Origin of the sequence: Streptomyces sp. NPDC049687, from assembly GCF_044465285.1 — a bacterium.
In the GTDB taxonomy this organism is placed as follows: domain Bacteria; phylum Actinomycetota; class Actinomycetes; order Streptomycetales; family Streptomycetaceae; genus Streptomyces.
Window position 1 is genome coordinate 364,396 of record NZ_JBITLN010000008.1, and the last position, 14,059, is coordinate 378,454.

Below are 14,059 nucleotides of genomic sequence, written 5' to 3' on the forward strand. Positions count from 1 at the left end.
ATCAGGCGTTGCAGCCGGTCGCGCCGGAGACGGTGGCGTTATGAGGAGTTACTCCTTGCCGGTGGGGTGCTGCTCAGGAGTGAGGGGGCGGACGGTGGGGGGCCAGCCGTCGCCGACGAACTTGTGGCCCCATGTCTCGAGGGCGGAGGGGGTGGTCTGTACGAAGGTGTCGTCGAGTAGTTGGCTGCCGGCTCCGAATTCGATGTCGAAGCCGGTAGGGGTGCGCATGTAGAAGGAGATGAGGGTGTCGGACATGTGCCGTCCGAGCGTGACGGTGATGGGCAGTTCGCGTTCTTGCACCAGGTCCCAGGCGCGGCCGACGTCGTCCATGTGGGTGGACTCGATCTCCAGGTGGTGGACGCCCTTATGGCCGGGCACGGCGATCAGGGCCAGGCAGTGGGTGCGCGGGTTGCAGCGGTAGAACTGCCCTCCGGAGAACCTTCCGTCGGGCGCGGTGACGAACAGCTCCATGCCCAGCACGTCGGTGACGAACTTCTCCAGCTCGGGTGTGATCTCCGGGACGGCGAGCACCACGTGCCCGACTCCGCCCACCCCGCCGACGAAGGAGCCGGCCATGGGCTTGCCCGGCAGGAACGAGCCAACGGTGGAGGTAGGACCGTAATAGACCTCGTGGGTGAAGCCGTACGGGTCCTGGAAGCGGGCCAGTCCCAGTACCTCCCGCTGCCTGCATTCCTCGGCGGTGCCCAGGTGCGGGGTGTATCCCTTGTGGCTCAGTTCGGCGACGGCCTCGCTGAAGGCGGCCCTGCTCGCCAGCTCCCAGCCGATGTAGGCGAGGCGGTCCTCTTCACCGGGGTGGACGGAGAGGCGGCGGTGCCGGTCGTCCATGCGCAGGTGGATGGTGCCGTCGGGGTCGCGGTCGCCGATCTGCAGGCCGAATATTTCAGGGCCGAAGGTCAACCACTCTTCGTAGCGCGGTGATTCGAATCCTAAGTAACCCAGTGCGCGGATCTTCATGTCATGTCTCCTTGGCCGGGAAGGGGGATTCGGTGGGAGCTGGGTCAGAAATTGGACCCGGCTGTTGTCCTCTGACGGCTGTCCGGCCGCCGTCCGCCACGGACTCCGTGTCCGTGATGATCACGGCGTGGTCGGACGCGAGGAGCGTGGTCGTGCCCACGGTGCGAGGGCGCGGTAACGGAGGGCGGGCGCGCCCGGGGGAGTTCAGCCCTGGCAAGGGCCGAGGCTGTAGAAGCCGAAGGAGCCCCAGGCGACCAGGACCGCCAGGATCAGTCGGCGTTGGGCCAGGGGTCCTTCGTCGACGTTCGGATCGGCCGACACGCGGCCCGCGTTGAAGGTTCTTGCGAAATGCGTGGGTTGGCGAGCTCCGCATGGAGGGGGCGCGTAGTCAGCCGCGCGCGTTCCAGACGAGGGGCGTCTTGCGGATCCAGGTGTCCTCCTCAAGCGTGTCGAGGAGGAAGCGAGCGAGATCGGCGCGGTTGATCTGCGCCCCCGGCTTCTCGGAACCGGCCTCGGCTGCGCGCGTGGGGCCGCTTATCGGCTTGTCGGTGAGGGCGACTGCCCGGGCCAGGGTCCAGTCGACGTCGGAGGCGCGAAGGAGCTGGTCGACGCCGGCGTGGTCGTCGTAAGAGGCCTTGAGGTTGGAGACCTTGATCAGGGCCTTCGTCAGGGCCTTGATCACCGGGTTGATCCGGGTCCAGTCGTCTCCGGCGCCCTGCGCGGAGGTCACGACGATCCGGCGGATGTTCTGCTCGCCCATCACGGTGAGGGTGTTGCGGGTGGCGTCGGTCATGAACATGGGCGGGCTGACGGGTTTGGCCCAGGGGTTGTCGGAGGCACGGGAGTTGTTGAGCGTGCTGATCACCGCCTGGGTGCCCCGGGCGGCCTTGCGGAGGTCGTCGATGCTGGCGGGTGTGCCCTGGATCAGTTCGACGCCCGCCGGGGCCTGGACGGTGTCGGGGTTGCGTACGAGGGCCCGGACGCGGTGGCCGCGCTGTGCGGCCTCGTTGAGGACGTGGATGCCGGTGCGGCCGGTGCCGCCGAGGATGAGCAGGTTGGCCATGGTGAGCGACTGCCTTTCGGGATTGTTCGGGCCGGTCGGGAGACGGTCGGGGCCGGTCAGGCGGCCCGCCCACCGACGACACTGCCGTCGTCGGTGGGTGGTTCGCCTGGGAGGCCGAGCATCAGCCCCTTGGCGGCCTTGGGCCCTTTGCGCCCGGCCGAACTCACCCAGCAGGGCGGCGACTTCCTCAGGGTTCTCGGCGACCGTCGGGACGGCGGCGTGGTCCTGGCCCCGGATGCGCAGCCGGACGGCGGACCCTTGGCGCATGCTGGGGATCCAGCCGAGCTGGGAGGACATGGCGAGCACCGTGCCGGAATCCCAGTCGAAGTAGCCGATCGGGACCGTGAATGGGCGGCCCGTCCTGTGCCCCTTGTACGTGAGCAGCATCAGGCGCCCGCTCAGCGGCTTGTGGAAGCGGGAGGCGTGCAGCGGGCCGTACGATCTTGTTGGCGGCTCGGAAGATCTTCACCAAGGGTGGCCTGGTCGTTCCGCCGCCGGCGTGCCGGAGGTGCTCACCAGTTGCCGCCGGGGACGGTGTGGACGATCTCGGCCTGGTCGCGCTTGGTGTATGCGTCCCAGTAGTGCTCGGCGATGGTCTCGGGCTCGGTGCCAGGACCGCTGCCGATGAATACCCCAATGGCCACGTGCGCGGCGTGCACCCCGCGCTCGGCGAGGTCGACGCCCAGGGCCATGGCGTAGTTGCGCAGGGCCGCCGACGCGACGCCGATGCTGCCGAACGCGCCGCCGATTGGCCGGACCGAGGAGGCGCCCGTGGAGAACAGCAGGGTGCCACTGCCGCGTTCGAGCATGGCGGGCAGCACCTGACGGACCGCGGCAACCGCTCCGTACAGGTAGTAGTCGAGCTGCTTCTGGAGATCCTCCGCGGTGGCGTCGACGGCGGCGGCGCCGGCATAAGCGGGGTCGGCGGGCGAGTACTCCAGTACGTCGACGGCCCCGAACCGGTCGGCGACCGCGGCGAGCGCAGACTGCACCGAGTCGGGACGCGTCACGTCCGCGGTGAAGCCCGCGGCCTCGACGCCCTCCTCGGTGAGCTGCGCGGCGAGCGCGTCGACCTTGTCCTGGGTCCGGGAGACCAGGGCGACCTGGAAACCCTCCTTTGCGAAGCGGCGGGCGATGGCCAGGCCCAGGCCGGGGCCTGCCCCGATGATGGCGATGACGGGCATGGGTGGGGGGTGCTCCTCTGGTCGGACGGGCTGGACGCATGAGGGCACCGCCCGCCGAGACAGCGGTCAGGACTGAAAGTCGAGGGCGCCCTCATGTTTTGGATCGTAGCAGAGAACCTGAGGCATCCCTCCGGTTGGTAGTCTGAGCGACATGGCCATCGACTCTCCGTCCGCCTCCGCCGGGAACCCCGCCCCTGTCCGCCCCCTGCGGCGCGACGCGCAGCGCAATCGCGAGGCCCTGCTCACCGCGGCCCGCTCCTGCTTCGCCGAGCAGGGCATGGAGGCACCCCTGGAGCAGGTGGCCAAGCGGGCCGGGGTGGCCATCGGCACGCTGTACCGGCACTTCCCCACCCGGCTGGACCTGGTGCAGGCGACCTTCGCCGAGAAGCTGGCTGTCTGGCGGGAGGCCGCCGAGAAGGCCGTCACCATGGATGACGCCTGGGCGGGGCTGTGCCACTTCCTGGAAACCATGTGCGAACTCCAGTCACAGGACCGCGGGTTCAACGACCTGGCCTCCATACGGTTGCCGCAGAGCGCCTGCCTGGCGGGCACCCAGACCCGCATCCGCGAACTCGCCGTACACATCGTCGAGCGTGCGCAGGAACAGGGCAGCCTGCGCCCCGACCTCACCCCCGAGGACCTTGCCTTCGTCATCTGGTCGCACAGCCGCGTCACCGAGGCCACCCACGCCATCGCCCCGGACGCCTGGCGCCGCCACCTTTACCTTCTGCTCGACGGCTTTCGAACCGACCGCGCCCACCCGCTGCCGGCGCCGCCGCTCACTGAGGAGCAGCTGCACCGCGCCATGACCAGCCTCGGCGGAAACGGGGCCTGCGGCGCCTGACCGTCGGGACGCGCGTTGCCTCAAGGCGCCGCGGGGAGCCCTTTCTCGGCGACCAGGCCTAGGTGTTCTGTCCACGGAGGTTGGTGACGCAGGTCTCGGCTGAGGGATCTTGAAATGGGTGAGGGCCTTCTGGCCTGGTGTGGACTGCGACATCTGCACCGGCGTCCGCACCGGCCCGTTTGCGCACAGCAGCGCGTCGGTCAGCTCGAAGGACGCATCCGCCCGCGCGGACAGACACCCGTAAAAGGCCGTCCGAAAGCGCGACAGTTCCGCGAACAGGTCCCGTTCGCCGGCCTGCGGCCGGGGATGTCAGCCGTGCTGGCTTCGCCGCAGTGGTCACGCGATTGTCCAGGCCGTGGACCGGGGTGGACGGGTCGGCTGGGAGTGTGCCGATGCCGGCAGTTTTGGCTGTACCGGTCAGCGGTGGGTGTGGCGCGGAGCGGCGGTCAGTGTGAGGCTGCCGGGGAGTGCGGCGACGGCTTCACGGAAGCGAATGGCGAGTTCCTGTTTGGCCGGTTGCGGGGTTGAGGTCGGTTCGCTGGTGTGTGTGGCTTGGTCTGCCCAGATGGTGAGGCCGTAGCGAAATGCCACGATCAGTATGTCTGCGGCCAGGCGGGGGCGAGGGTCGCCGCGGTCCTCGAGCTCGAATCTGCCACGCAGGATCTCCAGCGCCGCCTGGGTGGTGCGTTCACAGAAGTGCAGGCCGTGCGCGTGCATGGACGGGGTCTGCTCCGCCAGCCGGAGGCTGAGCAGGGTCCGGTGTGCCCATTCCTCGTCTGCCACGCGGTCCACGGCGGAGAGGAGGGCGTCCCGTGCCAGCTCCAGCAGCGGACCGCCGTCGGGTCGGATGGTCTGTAGTTCCTCCAGAAAGGCCGTCCAGAAGTCCTGGAGGGGTGCCATCGCCACGTCTTCCTTACTGGTGAAGTTCCGGAAGAAAGTGCGTTTGGACACCTCCACGTGGTCGCAGAGCTCGTCCAGGGTGACGCTGCCGAATCCGCGCTGGGTGAAGAGTTCGAGGGCTGTGTCGATCAGCGTCTGACGAGTGCGGCGCTTCTTGCGTTCCCTCAGCGATGTGCCGGCGGGAGCCCGTTTCAGGGGCCTGTCCCGTCGGTGGCCGGTGGCGGGCGGGGTGGAGGGGCTGGCGGTCACGCATCGAGTGTACCCCCGAAGCAAACGCCACTTGCAAGCTTGTGCCACTGAGTGGCATAACTGTGGGGTCACTCCTGGAAAGGTGAACCACATGCGTGCCCTGCTCGTCGACCACTCCGCTGCCTCAGGTCTCCGCCTAGGCGAGACCGCCGCCCCCGATCCGGCTCCCCACCAGGCCCTGATCCGGGTAACCGCGGCCTCGCTCAACTTCGGAGAGGTCACCCACGCCCTCTCCCAGGCACCGGACGGCACCGTCCTGGGCTGGGACGCCACCGGAGTGGTCGAACATGCGGCCGCCGACGGCTCCGGGCCGGCCGCCGGAACCCCGGTGCTCACCCTGGGCGACAGCGGAGGCTGGGCCGAGTTCAGAGCAGTGGACACCGGCCTGCTCGGCGTCGCACCCGCCGACACCGACCCCGGAGCACTCAGCACCCTGCCGGTCACGGGAACCAGCGCCCTGCGCGCACTGCGCCGGATAGGCTCCCCGCTCGGCAAACGCATCCTCATCACCGGCTCCACCGGTGGCGTCGGACAGTACGCAGTGCAGCTCGCACACCTAGGCGGCGCACACGTCATCGCCTCCACCGGCGACCCCGACACACACGGCGACCGCCTGCGCGCACTGGGCGCCGATGAGGTGATCCCGGGCCCGGAGCGCACCGGCACCCCCGTGGACGCCGTCGTGGACTGCGTCGGAGGCCCTCAACTGGTGCAGGCGTTCGGCAAACTGGCACCGCACGGCACGCTGGTCGCCGTCGGCGATGTCACGCTGCAGCCCGTACAGTTCCCGCCCGGCGCGTTCCTGGGCAACGACGGACGCCACGGACGCTCCATCGTCACCTTCCACCTCCAGGACGGCCCCCTGCCCGGCCCGGACCTGACCTGGCTCGCGGACCGCCTCGCAGCAAAGGACCTCACCCCGCACATATCCTGGCGCGGCACCTGGAACCAGGCCGACGAAGCCATCGCCGCCGTCCTGAGCCGCAGCCTCCACGGCAAAGCCGTCCTGGACATCACGCCATAAACGACGATGGCTCCCGGTCGACGAGGTAATGGAGTCTCTCGCGAGCCCCTCCCATATGTGATGGTTTTCCCGTCCGGGATCAGCGCAAGGTGGTGAGGGCCAAGCGGCTCGGCACTGCCCCAGGATGCGGATGGGCTTGGGCTTGCCGACCGCTTTCGCCTGTTCGACGGGGTGTGGTGAGGTGCGCGGTGGTCGGGGAGGGCGGGTGAGGCGGCGGACCATGAGGGTGATGAAGGTCCAGGTGATGTGTGCTTCGCTGTGGGAGATGAGCCGCTCGTAGTCGCGGACGTTTCTCCTGACTCTCATGATCCACGAAATGGCCCGCTCGACTCGCCACCGCTTGGCGAGGACGGCGAAGCCGTCCTGGTCTTTGCGGCGGGGCACCGTCTTGAGGGTGATGCCGAGGAAGTTGTGGGACCAGTCGACGAGGGTTCCGCCGTAGGCGGAGTCTGCCCAGGCGACGGCGAGTTCGGGATGGGTCAGGCGCAGGCGGACCAACTGGTCGCGGGCGGGGATACTGTCGGGCGGCGAGGCCTTGGTGACCATGCCGGACAGAGCCATGCCGAGCATGTCGACGGCCAGGTGTCGTTTCCGCCCGTTGATCAGCTTGCCGCCGTCGAAGCCGCGGGTGTCGTGGCCCACCGTCTCGGCCCCCTTGACGGACTGGGAGTGCAGGACCACCGCGACAGTGCGGGGATTAGGGCGTGTATCGAGTCGTGATCACCGGGTGGTCCGGGTGAGGTCTTTGATCCAGATCATCGAGGCGCGCAGGTGGAGGTCGGCGAGGTAGCTGTCGGGGGTCTTGTCGTATCGGGTGGTGATGCCTCGCCAGGCCTTGAGCTTGTTGATCAGGCGTTCGACGGTGTTCCTCTCCTTGTAGAGGTCGGCGTCGTGGCTGACGGGCCGGCTGCCTCTGGAGCCCTTCTTCTTCCGGTTGGCGGCCTGGTCCCTCTTCTCCGGGATGACCGCCTTGATACGGCGTCTGCGCAGGTAGGTGCGGTTGCCGCGGGACGAGTAGGCCTTGTCCCCGGCGACCGCGTCCGGCCGTGTGTGGGGGCGGCCGACGGGCCCGCGTACCCGCGCCTTCTTCAGGACGGGGATGAATTGCGGGCTGTCCGCTGCCTGGCCCGCGGTCAGGATGAACGCCAGCGGGCGGCATTTGCGGTCGGCGGCGAGGTGGACCTTGCTGGTCTGTCCGCCCCTGGAGCGTCCGAGGAGGGCCGACTTCAGCCGGAATTTCCGCCGACGCCGGACGCGTCTTCGTTCTTCCCGTACGGGATCGCTTTCGGCCTCCTGCCCGCTTTGTGCTTCGAGGCTGCCCCCTTTTGACCTGGCCTTCTCCTCCTCGGCGGCGGCTTTCTCCAGGGCGGTGACGACGTCCTCGTTGAGGTGCATCCCGGCCGCGTCGTGGTGGGCCCGGGCGGTGGTGGAGTCGACGCTGACCAGGGACAGGTCCACCTCACCGCGTTTCGCGGCTTCCGTGATCAGGCCCTCCAGCAGAGCCTCGAAGACCCCGGCGTCACGCCACTGCCCAAAGCGGTTGTGGACGGTCGACCAGGCGCCGAACTCCGTCGGCATCTCCCGCCACTGCCCGCCCGTCTTGAACCGCCAGATCATGCCCTCGAACTGCTGCCGCAGCCGCTCGGGATACGGGCCGTACTCGCCGATCGGCAGGTACGGCCCGATGAACTCCCACTCTGCATCCTTCAGTTGCACTCGCGTCACGCAAGAAGGTCTACCGGCCCAGGTCTCGCCGTGAGGGCGAAATCTGGGATCGCCACCGTCCGCTGTCGAGTCGAACTGGGCTCAGCCGAGACCACGATGGGCGGCCCACAACGCCCCGGCACGGCTGGCAGCATCGGAGACCAGGGCCGCCAGCTCGGGTTTGTCGGGTACAGGGAACGAGACGTATGCGCCCCGACCACCACCGACTGGTCTGCCATAGGCCTTCACGGCCAGGTGACCGTCCGGGAGAAGCCGGACGTTGAGTGTGGTCAGCGTGAACGCTTCACCGCGCCGGGTGTCCGTCCATCGGAGCGCCTGCGGTATCACGACATTGATCGCCAGAGCGCTTACTTCCAGGTCGCTGCTCATGGACGGATGATCTCACGCGAGTCGCCGCAGGCGGCCGCCACCGGCCCACGCAGCAAGTAGTTTGATCATGACTTGATACGCGCCCTAGTTCCGAAGAGCCACGCGCGGGATGGCATCGGAGGGAAACAGCGCGAGCGTGTCGCGCAGTACGTCGGCGACGGAGGTCTGTGCCAGGGACTTGCGCAGAGCTTCGGTCGCACGGTCGTAGACGTGGGTGAGGACGGGCTGGATGTTGCAGCCGACGCAGCACTCCGGGTTCGGTTCCGAGGAGTGCAGTCCGAAGACGGGTTCGTCGGGGATCGCCTGGTAGACGTCCAGCAGGGTGATCGAGTCGGCGGCCCGGGCCAGGTTCCACCCGCCGGACTTGGCCCGAGGCTCCTACTTCGTCCTCAGGTGACCTCGGCTGCCGACGTGAGCGTAGTCCGCTGCCGTCCCCGATTCGATGCTCAGAACGTGAGCACCACTCGCCCTCGGAGGCCGCCTGCCTCCAGCAGTCGGTGCGCTTCGGGGGCCTGCTCGCCAGGCAGGGTCCGCGCGACCCGAGGGGTGAGGCTGCCCTTCTCCGCCAGTTCGCGCAGGCGGTCGAGCTTGGCGTGCTCGCGTGCGTACTGCGGCACAAAGGTGTTCCGGGTCTCGATGCCGCGCTCGGCGGGCACCTGGACACCGCCGACCGACGAGGCCATCCGGCCGCCATCGCGCACGGCGCGGACGGCCTGAGCGGCGATACCCGCGGTGTCGACGAATCCATCGACGCCCTCGGGTACTTCCTCGCGCGCCAGGTTCGGGAACTCGGCGCCGCGCGGAAGCACGACGTCCGCGCCGAGTTCCTTCATCAGCTGCTCGTCCTTCGGCGCCGCGTCGACGATCACCCGGAGGCCGTCCGCCTTGGCCATTTGGACGGCGTAGCCGCCGACCGCTCCGGCCGCTCCGGTGACCGCCACCGTGGCGCCCGCGGGAAGTTCCAGCAGGTCCAGTGCCATGCGGGCCGTCAGCCCGTTCATCGGGAGCGTGGCGGCCTCGATGTCGGTCGTGCCCGCCGGGACGCGGACCACCGACTCAGCGGGCACGACCACGTGCTCGGCGTACGCTCCGTGCGTTCCGGAGACGACCACGACGGCCATGACGTGGTCGCCGACGGCGAGATCGGTGTCGACTCCCGCGCCGATCTGCTCGACCACGCCCGCCGCGTCCATACCTGGAACGTAGGGCGGCGCGGCGTCGGAGACGAAGGCGATTCCGCGGCGCACCAGCGTGTCGACGGGGTTGACCGTCGCCGCGTGCACCCGGATCCGTATCTCGCCCGGCCCGGCCTCGGGGACCGGAAGGTCCAGGACCCGCAGTACCTCGGGCCCGCCGAACGCAGTCAGTCCTATCGCCTTCATGGAAAGTCCTCCTCAGGGGTGGGTCATTCGACCGCCGCGCCTCCGGACAGGCGGACCTCTTCGCTGTCGAGGGCGGCCTGGAGGCGGCGCAGTACGGTGTCGTCGATCCGGCGCTCGTCGCGGAGTTGGACGACGGTGGTGCGTTTGTTGGCGATGAGGGCCAGGCGCAGCGCGAGGTAGTCCTGGTGCTGGAGCACGGCGGGGTCGTCGTGGGCGCCCGCGCTCCTGGCCCGGGCGGATGCCAGGTGGGCCTCGTACTCCTGCCGAAGCCACTCGGTGATCTTCGGATCGCTCTTCAGGTCGGCGGCGAGCTGGGGCATCGCCTTGACGGCCTCTTCGATGGCGGTTGTCTCGGCGAGGTCGTGTTCCTCGTCGACCGATGTGTCGGGCGGCAGCTTCGCCCACCGCACCGCCACCGGCAGCAGCAGTCCCTGCACCACCAGCGTCACGAGGATGACGCCGGAGGTGACGAAGACGGTGAAGCTGCGGTCGGGGAACGGCTCGCCCGAGTCGAGGGTCTGCGGGACCGAGAGCACCATGGCGAGTGAGACCGCGCCCCGGAATCCGGCCAGCCCGCTGACCACCCGGGTCCGGTGACCGACACGGAGCGATCGCTGCTGGGGGCGGCGGTCGAGGGCGCGGACCAGGTAGGTGGAGGCGTACAGGAAGGCGAAGCGTACGGCGACGAGCACCACGCAGATGACACCGACCGCGATCAGCGCGTCCTGGAGGTCGGCGCGGCCCAGGTCGCGGACCGCGTACTGGAGTTCCACCCCGACCAGGACGAACAGCGCACCGTTGATGATGAACGTGGCCAGCGGCCAGAAGGCCAGTGCCTGCGTGCGGTGTTCGGCCTGGATGATGCGCGGGGCGACCTGGGACATGATCAGGCCGCTGACGACCACCGCGAGGACGCCGGAGGCTTCGATGAGTTCGGCGAGCAGGTAGGCGGTGAAGGGTGCCAGGATCATGACGAGGTTGCCCAGCAGGGGATCGGTCAGGCGGCGCCGCAGGTTCATGTTGACCCACGCGACCGCCACCCCGACCGCGGCTCCACCGCCGTAGGCGAGCAGGAACAGTCCGCCGACGTGCGGCACGCTCAGGTGTTCCTCGCCGACGGTGATGCCGACGGCGAGACTGTAGACGACCAGGGCGGTGCCGTCGTTGACGAGGCTCTCCGCGCGCAGGATGGTGACCTGGCGGCGCGGCAGGGCGCGGGCGAGGACGCCGACCGCCGTCGCGTCCGTGGGCGCCATGGCCGCGCCGAGCACCCACGCCGGCCCCCAGGGCAGGCCGAGGGCGTGCCCGGCCGCGGCCACGGCCCATGCGGTGAGGATGACGAGGACGGTGCTCAGCTGCAGGATGCCGCGCAGGTTGGTGCGGATCTCCCGCAGGGAGGTGGTCAGGCTCTCCCAGTACAGCAGGACCGGCAGGAAGAGCAACAGCACGACTTCCGGGGGCAGTTGTGCCTGCCGTACCGCCGGGACGAACCCCAGGAGCACGCCCGTCACGAGCAGGACGACGGGCGGGGCGATGCCCAGGCGCTGTCCCACGGCGTTGCCCACCAGCACGGCCACGCCCAGGACCACGACGAGTTCGAGACCGAGCAAGGTGCTTCTCCTGGAGGGGGGAAAGAGCCGCTGTTCATCGGGGTACGAGCTTCAGGGTCGTGTCCCGCGAGGCCACCATGGGATCGACGTAACTCGCGCCGTAGCGGCCGTACTTGGTGCGGTAGGCGGTGTCGATGCGGTCGTTGACGCCGGGGTCGGTGACCTCGACGAGGGTGACGTCCTTGTCGACGCCGCCGGAGCGGATACGGCCCTCGTGGCTGGCCCGGGCCGCCCGGTACCAGGCGCCGGCGCTGCCGCGGAAGGAGCGGACGTAGAGGTCGTCGCCGTCGCGGACGACCCAGATCGGCACGGGCGTGCGCGGCGTACCGTCACTGCGCGCGGGGGCCATCCGAAGTTCCTCGGCGTGCTCGATCCGGGTCAGTTCGTCGTTCGTCCAGCTCGTCATGGGTGTGTCTCCTTCACGACCGTGCGGCGGGTGAGCTCTCGCGGGCGGGAGCGCGGCCGGCGCAGCTCACGCCCACGAGGCGATCGGGTCAGGGGGTGAGGAGGGCCTTGATGGCGCGGCGTTCGTCCATCGCCTTGTAGCCCTCGGCGACCTGCGCCAGCGGCAGGGTGAGGTCGAAGACCTTGCCCGGGTCGATGTGCCCGGACAGCACCAGGTCGATCAGCTCCGGCATGTAGCGGCGCACCGGGGCCGGGCCGCCGCGCAGGCCGACCTGGGAGAAGAACAGCTCCAGGCCGTCCACGGCCACCTCGTGCGGGACGCCGACGAAGCCGACGTTGCCGCCGGGGCGGGTGGCGTGCAGGGCCTGCCGCATGGACTCGGCGGTGCCGACGCACTCCAGGACCGCGTCGGCGCCGATGCCGTTCGTCGGGTCCTTGATCCGGGCGACGCCGTCCTCGCCGCGCTCGCTGACGATGTCGGTGGCGCCGAACTCGAGGGCGAGCTTCTGCCGGGACTGGTGCCGCGACATGGCGATGATCCGCTCCGCGCCGAGTTCCTTCGCGGCGATGACACCGCACAGGCCCACCGCCCCGTCACCGACCACGACGGCGGTCGAGCCCGGCTTGACCTCGGCGGCCAGCGCCGCCCACCAGCCGGTGCCCATCACGTCGGACACGGCCAGCAGGCTCGGCACCAGCTCGTCGGAGGGGTGCTCGTCGGTGGCCACCAGGGTGCCGTGGGCGTTGGGAATGCGTACGTACTCGGCCTGGCAGGTGCCCATGAACTCGCGGTTCAGACAGGAGGACTGCCAGCCCTTCTGGCAGTTCGCGCAGGTGTTGTCCGAGGTGGCGAAGGAACCGACCACGAACTGGCCCGGCTTGACGTTGGAGACCTCGCTGCCGACTTCCTCGACGATGCCGACGTACTCGTGCCCCATCGGATGCGGATCACCGACCGGCTCCAGGCCGCGGTAGGGCCACAGGTCCGAGCCGCACACACAGGTGGCGACCGTGCGGATGATCGCGTCCGTCGGCTTGAGGATCTTGGGCTCGGGGGCGTCCTCCACCCGGATGTCACCGGGGGCGTGGATCACGGTTGCGCGCATGTCTTTTCTCCTGATGCGTTTCTCGGGCTGCGGTGTCACCGGGACGTGACGGATTTGTCGACGATGGTCCAAGAGGTGTACAGAAGCGCCGACGGCCTGTGAAAAACAATTATCGGTCTCTCACTTTGTCGCCGCCCGCATGGCCCGTACAGAGGAGAATTCCACTCCCGGAGAGATGTATCCAGGGATAAAACCTTCCTACCCAGCCGAGTGGCGGACAGCGCACACTGGCCAGTATGAACAGCAGCGTGCACCGTAAGGAGCTGGGTCAATTCCTGAAGGCCTGTCGGGCCGAGCTCAGCCCCCGTACGGTCGGGCTGCCCGAAACCGGCCGCCGCCGTCGCGTGGCCGGACTGCGCCGGGACGAGGTGGCCGTGCTGGCCGCCATCAGCACCACCTATTACACCCGCCTGGAGCAGGGTCGTACAGCCCCCTCCGCGTCCGTGCTGGCCGAGCTCGTCCGGGTCCTGCACCTCAGCGACGACCAGCGAGACCATTTGTTCGAACTGGCCGGAAAGGAAGTCGGCCGGGCGCGGCGGCGAGCCCCGCAGAAGGCGCACCCCCGGCTGCGCACCGTGCTGAACGAGCTCAGCGTGGCCCCTGGTGTGATCCTGGGCCGGCATCTGGACATCCTGGCGTGGAACCCGATGGCCGCCGCTCTGTTCGGCACCGATTTCGCGAAGGTCCCCCAGCAGCAGCGCAACTACGTCCGGCTGCTCTTCACCGCCCCGGCCATGCGAACGCTGTACGCCGACTGGGAGGACTCCGCCCGCAACGCCGTGGCCGTGCTGCGGCAGCAGGCCGCGGCCTGCCCCGACGACCGGAGACTGGCCGACCTCGTCGGTGAGCTGTCGGTTCAGGACGACCAGTTCCGCCAGTGGTGGGGAGGTCGCCCTGTGGTGCCGCGGACCGGCCGCACCAAGGTGTTCGACCACCCGGTCGCCGGCGAACTCTCCCTCGCCTGCGACGCCCTCACCTGTGTGGCCGACCCCGATCAGCAGCTGATCGTCTGGAGCGCCGAACCCGACTCGCGTGCGTACGAGGGCCTGCGCTTCCTTTCCTCCTGGGTGGCGGCCACCGCCGTGAATTCTTGAAATCGGCAGGTGATTGTCGGCTTAAGCCAGGGATGACAAAGCCAGGGAGGAATCCTTCCTACCTTCGCTGTCGAATTCCCTGCCATGCTTCCAGAGCACGATTCACGCAATCTTTTTCGAGGAGCAATA

13 protein-coding genes and 2 pseudogenes are annotated in these 14,059 nt (G+C 69.0%); 3 read left to right on the forward strand and 12 right to left on the reverse strand.

All coding sequences use genetic code 11. The features are described 5' to 3' along the window. Positions 1–48: 48 nt before the first annotated feature. The 3 genes from ACIBVL_RS25590 to ACIBVL_RS25600 all read right to left on the reverse strand — a co-directional run bounded on the left by ACIBVL_RS25590 (position 49) and on the right by ACIBVL_RS25600 (position 3,222). A complete protein-coding gene (locus ACIBVL_RS25590; RefSeq protein WP_399100125.1) occupies positions 49–975 on the reverse strand; it encodes a VOC family protein in 927 nt (308 codons plus the stop codon). Between the two features lie 388 nt (positions 976–1,363). Next, the gene (locus tag ACIBVL_RS25595) at positions 1,364–2,425 is read right to left on the reverse strand and encodes an NAD(P)H-binding protein (protein ID WP_399100127.1); all 1,062 of its coding nucleotides are present in this window, start codon (positions 2,423–2,425) and stop codon (positions 1,364–1,366) included. 125 nt (positions 2,426–2,550) lie between these two features. Continuing rightward, positions 2,551–3,222, reverse strand: a complete 672-nt coding sequence (locus ACIBVL_RS25600; RefSeq protein ID WP_399100129.1) for an SDR family NAD(P)-dependent oxidoreductase — start codon at positions 3,220–3,222, stop codon at positions 2,551–2,553. 151 nt (positions 3,223–3,373) lie between these two features. On the opposite strand from ACIBVL_RS25600, the gene ACIBVL_RS25605 reads away from it, so the two are divergent. Then, the gene (locus ACIBVL_RS25605) at positions 3,374–4,066 is read left to right on the forward strand and encodes a TetR/AcrR family transcriptional regulator (RefSeq protein WP_399100131.1); all 693 of its coding nucleotides are present in this window, start codon (positions 3,374–3,376) and stop codon (positions 4,064–4,066) included. 417 nt (positions 4,067–4,483) lie between these two features. Here ACIBVL_RS25605 and ACIBVL_RS25610 read toward each other — a convergent pair whose 3' ends face one another. Next, complete coding sequence (locus tag ACIBVL_RS25610; RefSeq protein ID WP_399100133.1) at positions 4,484–5,215, reverse strand: TetR/AcrR family transcriptional regulator; 732 nt, start codon at positions 5,213–5,215, stop codon at positions 4,484–4,486. Positions 5,216–5,306: 91 nt separating this feature from the next. Here ACIBVL_RS25610 and ACIBVL_RS25615 point away from each other — a divergent pair, with 91 nt between their 5' ends. After that, on the forward strand, positions 5,307–6,239 hold the full coding sequence (locus tag ACIBVL_RS25615) for a zinc-binding dehydrogenase (protein WP_399100135.1): 933 nt from the start codon (positions 5,307–5,309) through the stop codon (positions 6,237–6,239). A gap of 252 nt (positions 6,240–6,491) precedes the next feature. Here the strand turns inward: ACIBVL_RS25615 and ACIBVL_RS25620 are convergent. The 8 genes and pseudogenes from ACIBVL_RS25620 to ACIBVL_RS25655 form a co-directional block, all read right to left on the reverse strand. Next, a pseudogene (locus ACIBVL_RS25620) lies at positions 6,492–6,920 on the reverse strand (transposase); the annotation flags it as partial. 39 nt (positions 6,921–6,959) lie between these two features. Beyond that, positions 6,960–7,964: an IS5 family transposase gene (locus ACIBVL_RS25625; protein WP_399100137.1), complete on the reverse strand. Its 1,005-nt coding sequence runs from the start codon at positions 7,962–7,964 to the stop codon at positions 6,960–6,962. Between the two features lie 81 nt (positions 7,965–8,045). Continuing rightward, a complete protein-coding gene (locus ACIBVL_RS25630) occupies positions 8,046–8,333 on the reverse strand; it encodes a hypothetical protein (RefSeq protein ID WP_138901717.1) in 288 nt (95 codons plus the stop codon). An 84-nt stretch (positions 8,334–8,417) separates the two neighbouring features. After that, positions 8,418–8,687, reverse strand: a pseudogene (locus tag ACIBVL_RS25635) (Rrf2 family transcriptional regulator); the annotation flags it as partial. Positions 8,688–8,779: 92 nt separating this feature from the next. Continuing rightward, positions 8,780–9,715 (reverse strand): NADP-dependent oxidoreductase, encoded by a 936-nt coding sequence (locus ACIBVL_RS25640; RefSeq protein ID WP_399100139.1) that lies wholly within the window; start codon positions 9,713–9,715, stop codon positions 8,780–8,782. Between the two features lie 23 nt (positions 9,716–9,738). Next, positions 9,739–11,325, reverse strand: a complete 1,587-nt coding sequence (locus tag ACIBVL_RS25645) for a Na+/H+ antiporter (protein WP_399100141.1) — start codon at positions 11,323–11,325, stop codon at positions 9,739–9,741. Between the two features lie 34 nt (positions 11,326–11,359). Next, positions 11,360–11,731, reverse strand: a complete 372-nt coding sequence (locus tag ACIBVL_RS25650) for a DUF2255 family protein (protein ID WP_399100143.1) — start codon at positions 11,729–11,731, stop codon at positions 11,360–11,362. A gap of 88 nt (positions 11,732–11,819) precedes the next feature. Continuing rightward, a complete protein-coding gene (locus tag ACIBVL_RS25655; protein WP_399100145.1) occupies positions 11,820–12,836 on the reverse strand; it encodes a zinc-dependent alcohol dehydrogenase family protein in 1,017 nt (338 codons plus the stop codon). Between the two features lie 236 nt (positions 12,837–13,072). On the opposite strand from ACIBVL_RS25655, the gene ACIBVL_RS25660 reads away from it, so the two are divergent. Then, entirely contained in the window at positions 13,073–13,930 is an 858-nt protein-coding gene (locus ACIBVL_RS25660; RefSeq protein ID WP_399100148.1) for a helix-turn-helix domain-containing protein, read from the forward strand. Positions 13,931–14,059: the final 129 nt, after the last annotated feature.

Coding starts and splice junctions, on each gene's coding strand:
- ACIBVL_RS25590 (WP_399100125.1), bottom strand. CDS start 975: ATGAAGATCCGCGCACTGGGTTACTTAGGATTCGAATCACCGCGCTAC.
- ACIBVL_RS25595 (WP_399100127.1), bottom strand. CDS start 2,425: ATGCTGCTCACGTACAAGGGGCACAGGACGGGCCGCCCATTCACGGTC.
- ACIBVL_RS25600 (WP_399100129.1), bottom strand. CDS start 3,222: ATGCCCGTCATCGCCATCATCGGGGCAGGCCCCGGCCTGGGCCTGGCC.
- ACIBVL_RS25605 (WP_399100131.1), top strand. CDS start 3,374: ATGGCCATCGACTCTCCGTCCGCCTCCGCCGGGAACCCCGCCCCTGTC.
- ACIBVL_RS25615 (WP_399100135.1), top strand. CDS start 5,307: ATGCGTGCCCTGCTCGTCGACCACTCCGCTGCCTCAGGTCTCCGCCTA.
- ACIBVL_RS25630 (WP_138901717.1), bottom strand. CDS start 8,333: ATGAGCAGCGACCTGGAAGTAAGCGCTCTGGCGATCAATGTCGTGATA.
- ACIBVL_RS25640 (WP_399100139.1), bottom strand. CDS start 9,715: ATGAAGGCGATAGGACTGACTGCGTTCGGCGGGCCCGAGGTACTGCGG.
- ACIBVL_RS25650 (WP_399100143.1), bottom strand. CDS start 11,731: ATGACGAGCTGGACGAACGACGAACTGACCCGGATCGAGCACGCCGAG.
- ACIBVL_RS25655 (WP_399100145.1), bottom strand. CDS start 12,836: ATGCGCGCAACCGTGATCCACGCCCCCGGTGACATCCGGGTGGAGGAC.
- ACIBVL_RS25660 (WP_399100148.1), top strand. CDS start 13,073: ATGAACAGCAGCGTGCACCGTAAGGAGCTGGGTCAATTCCTGAAGGCC.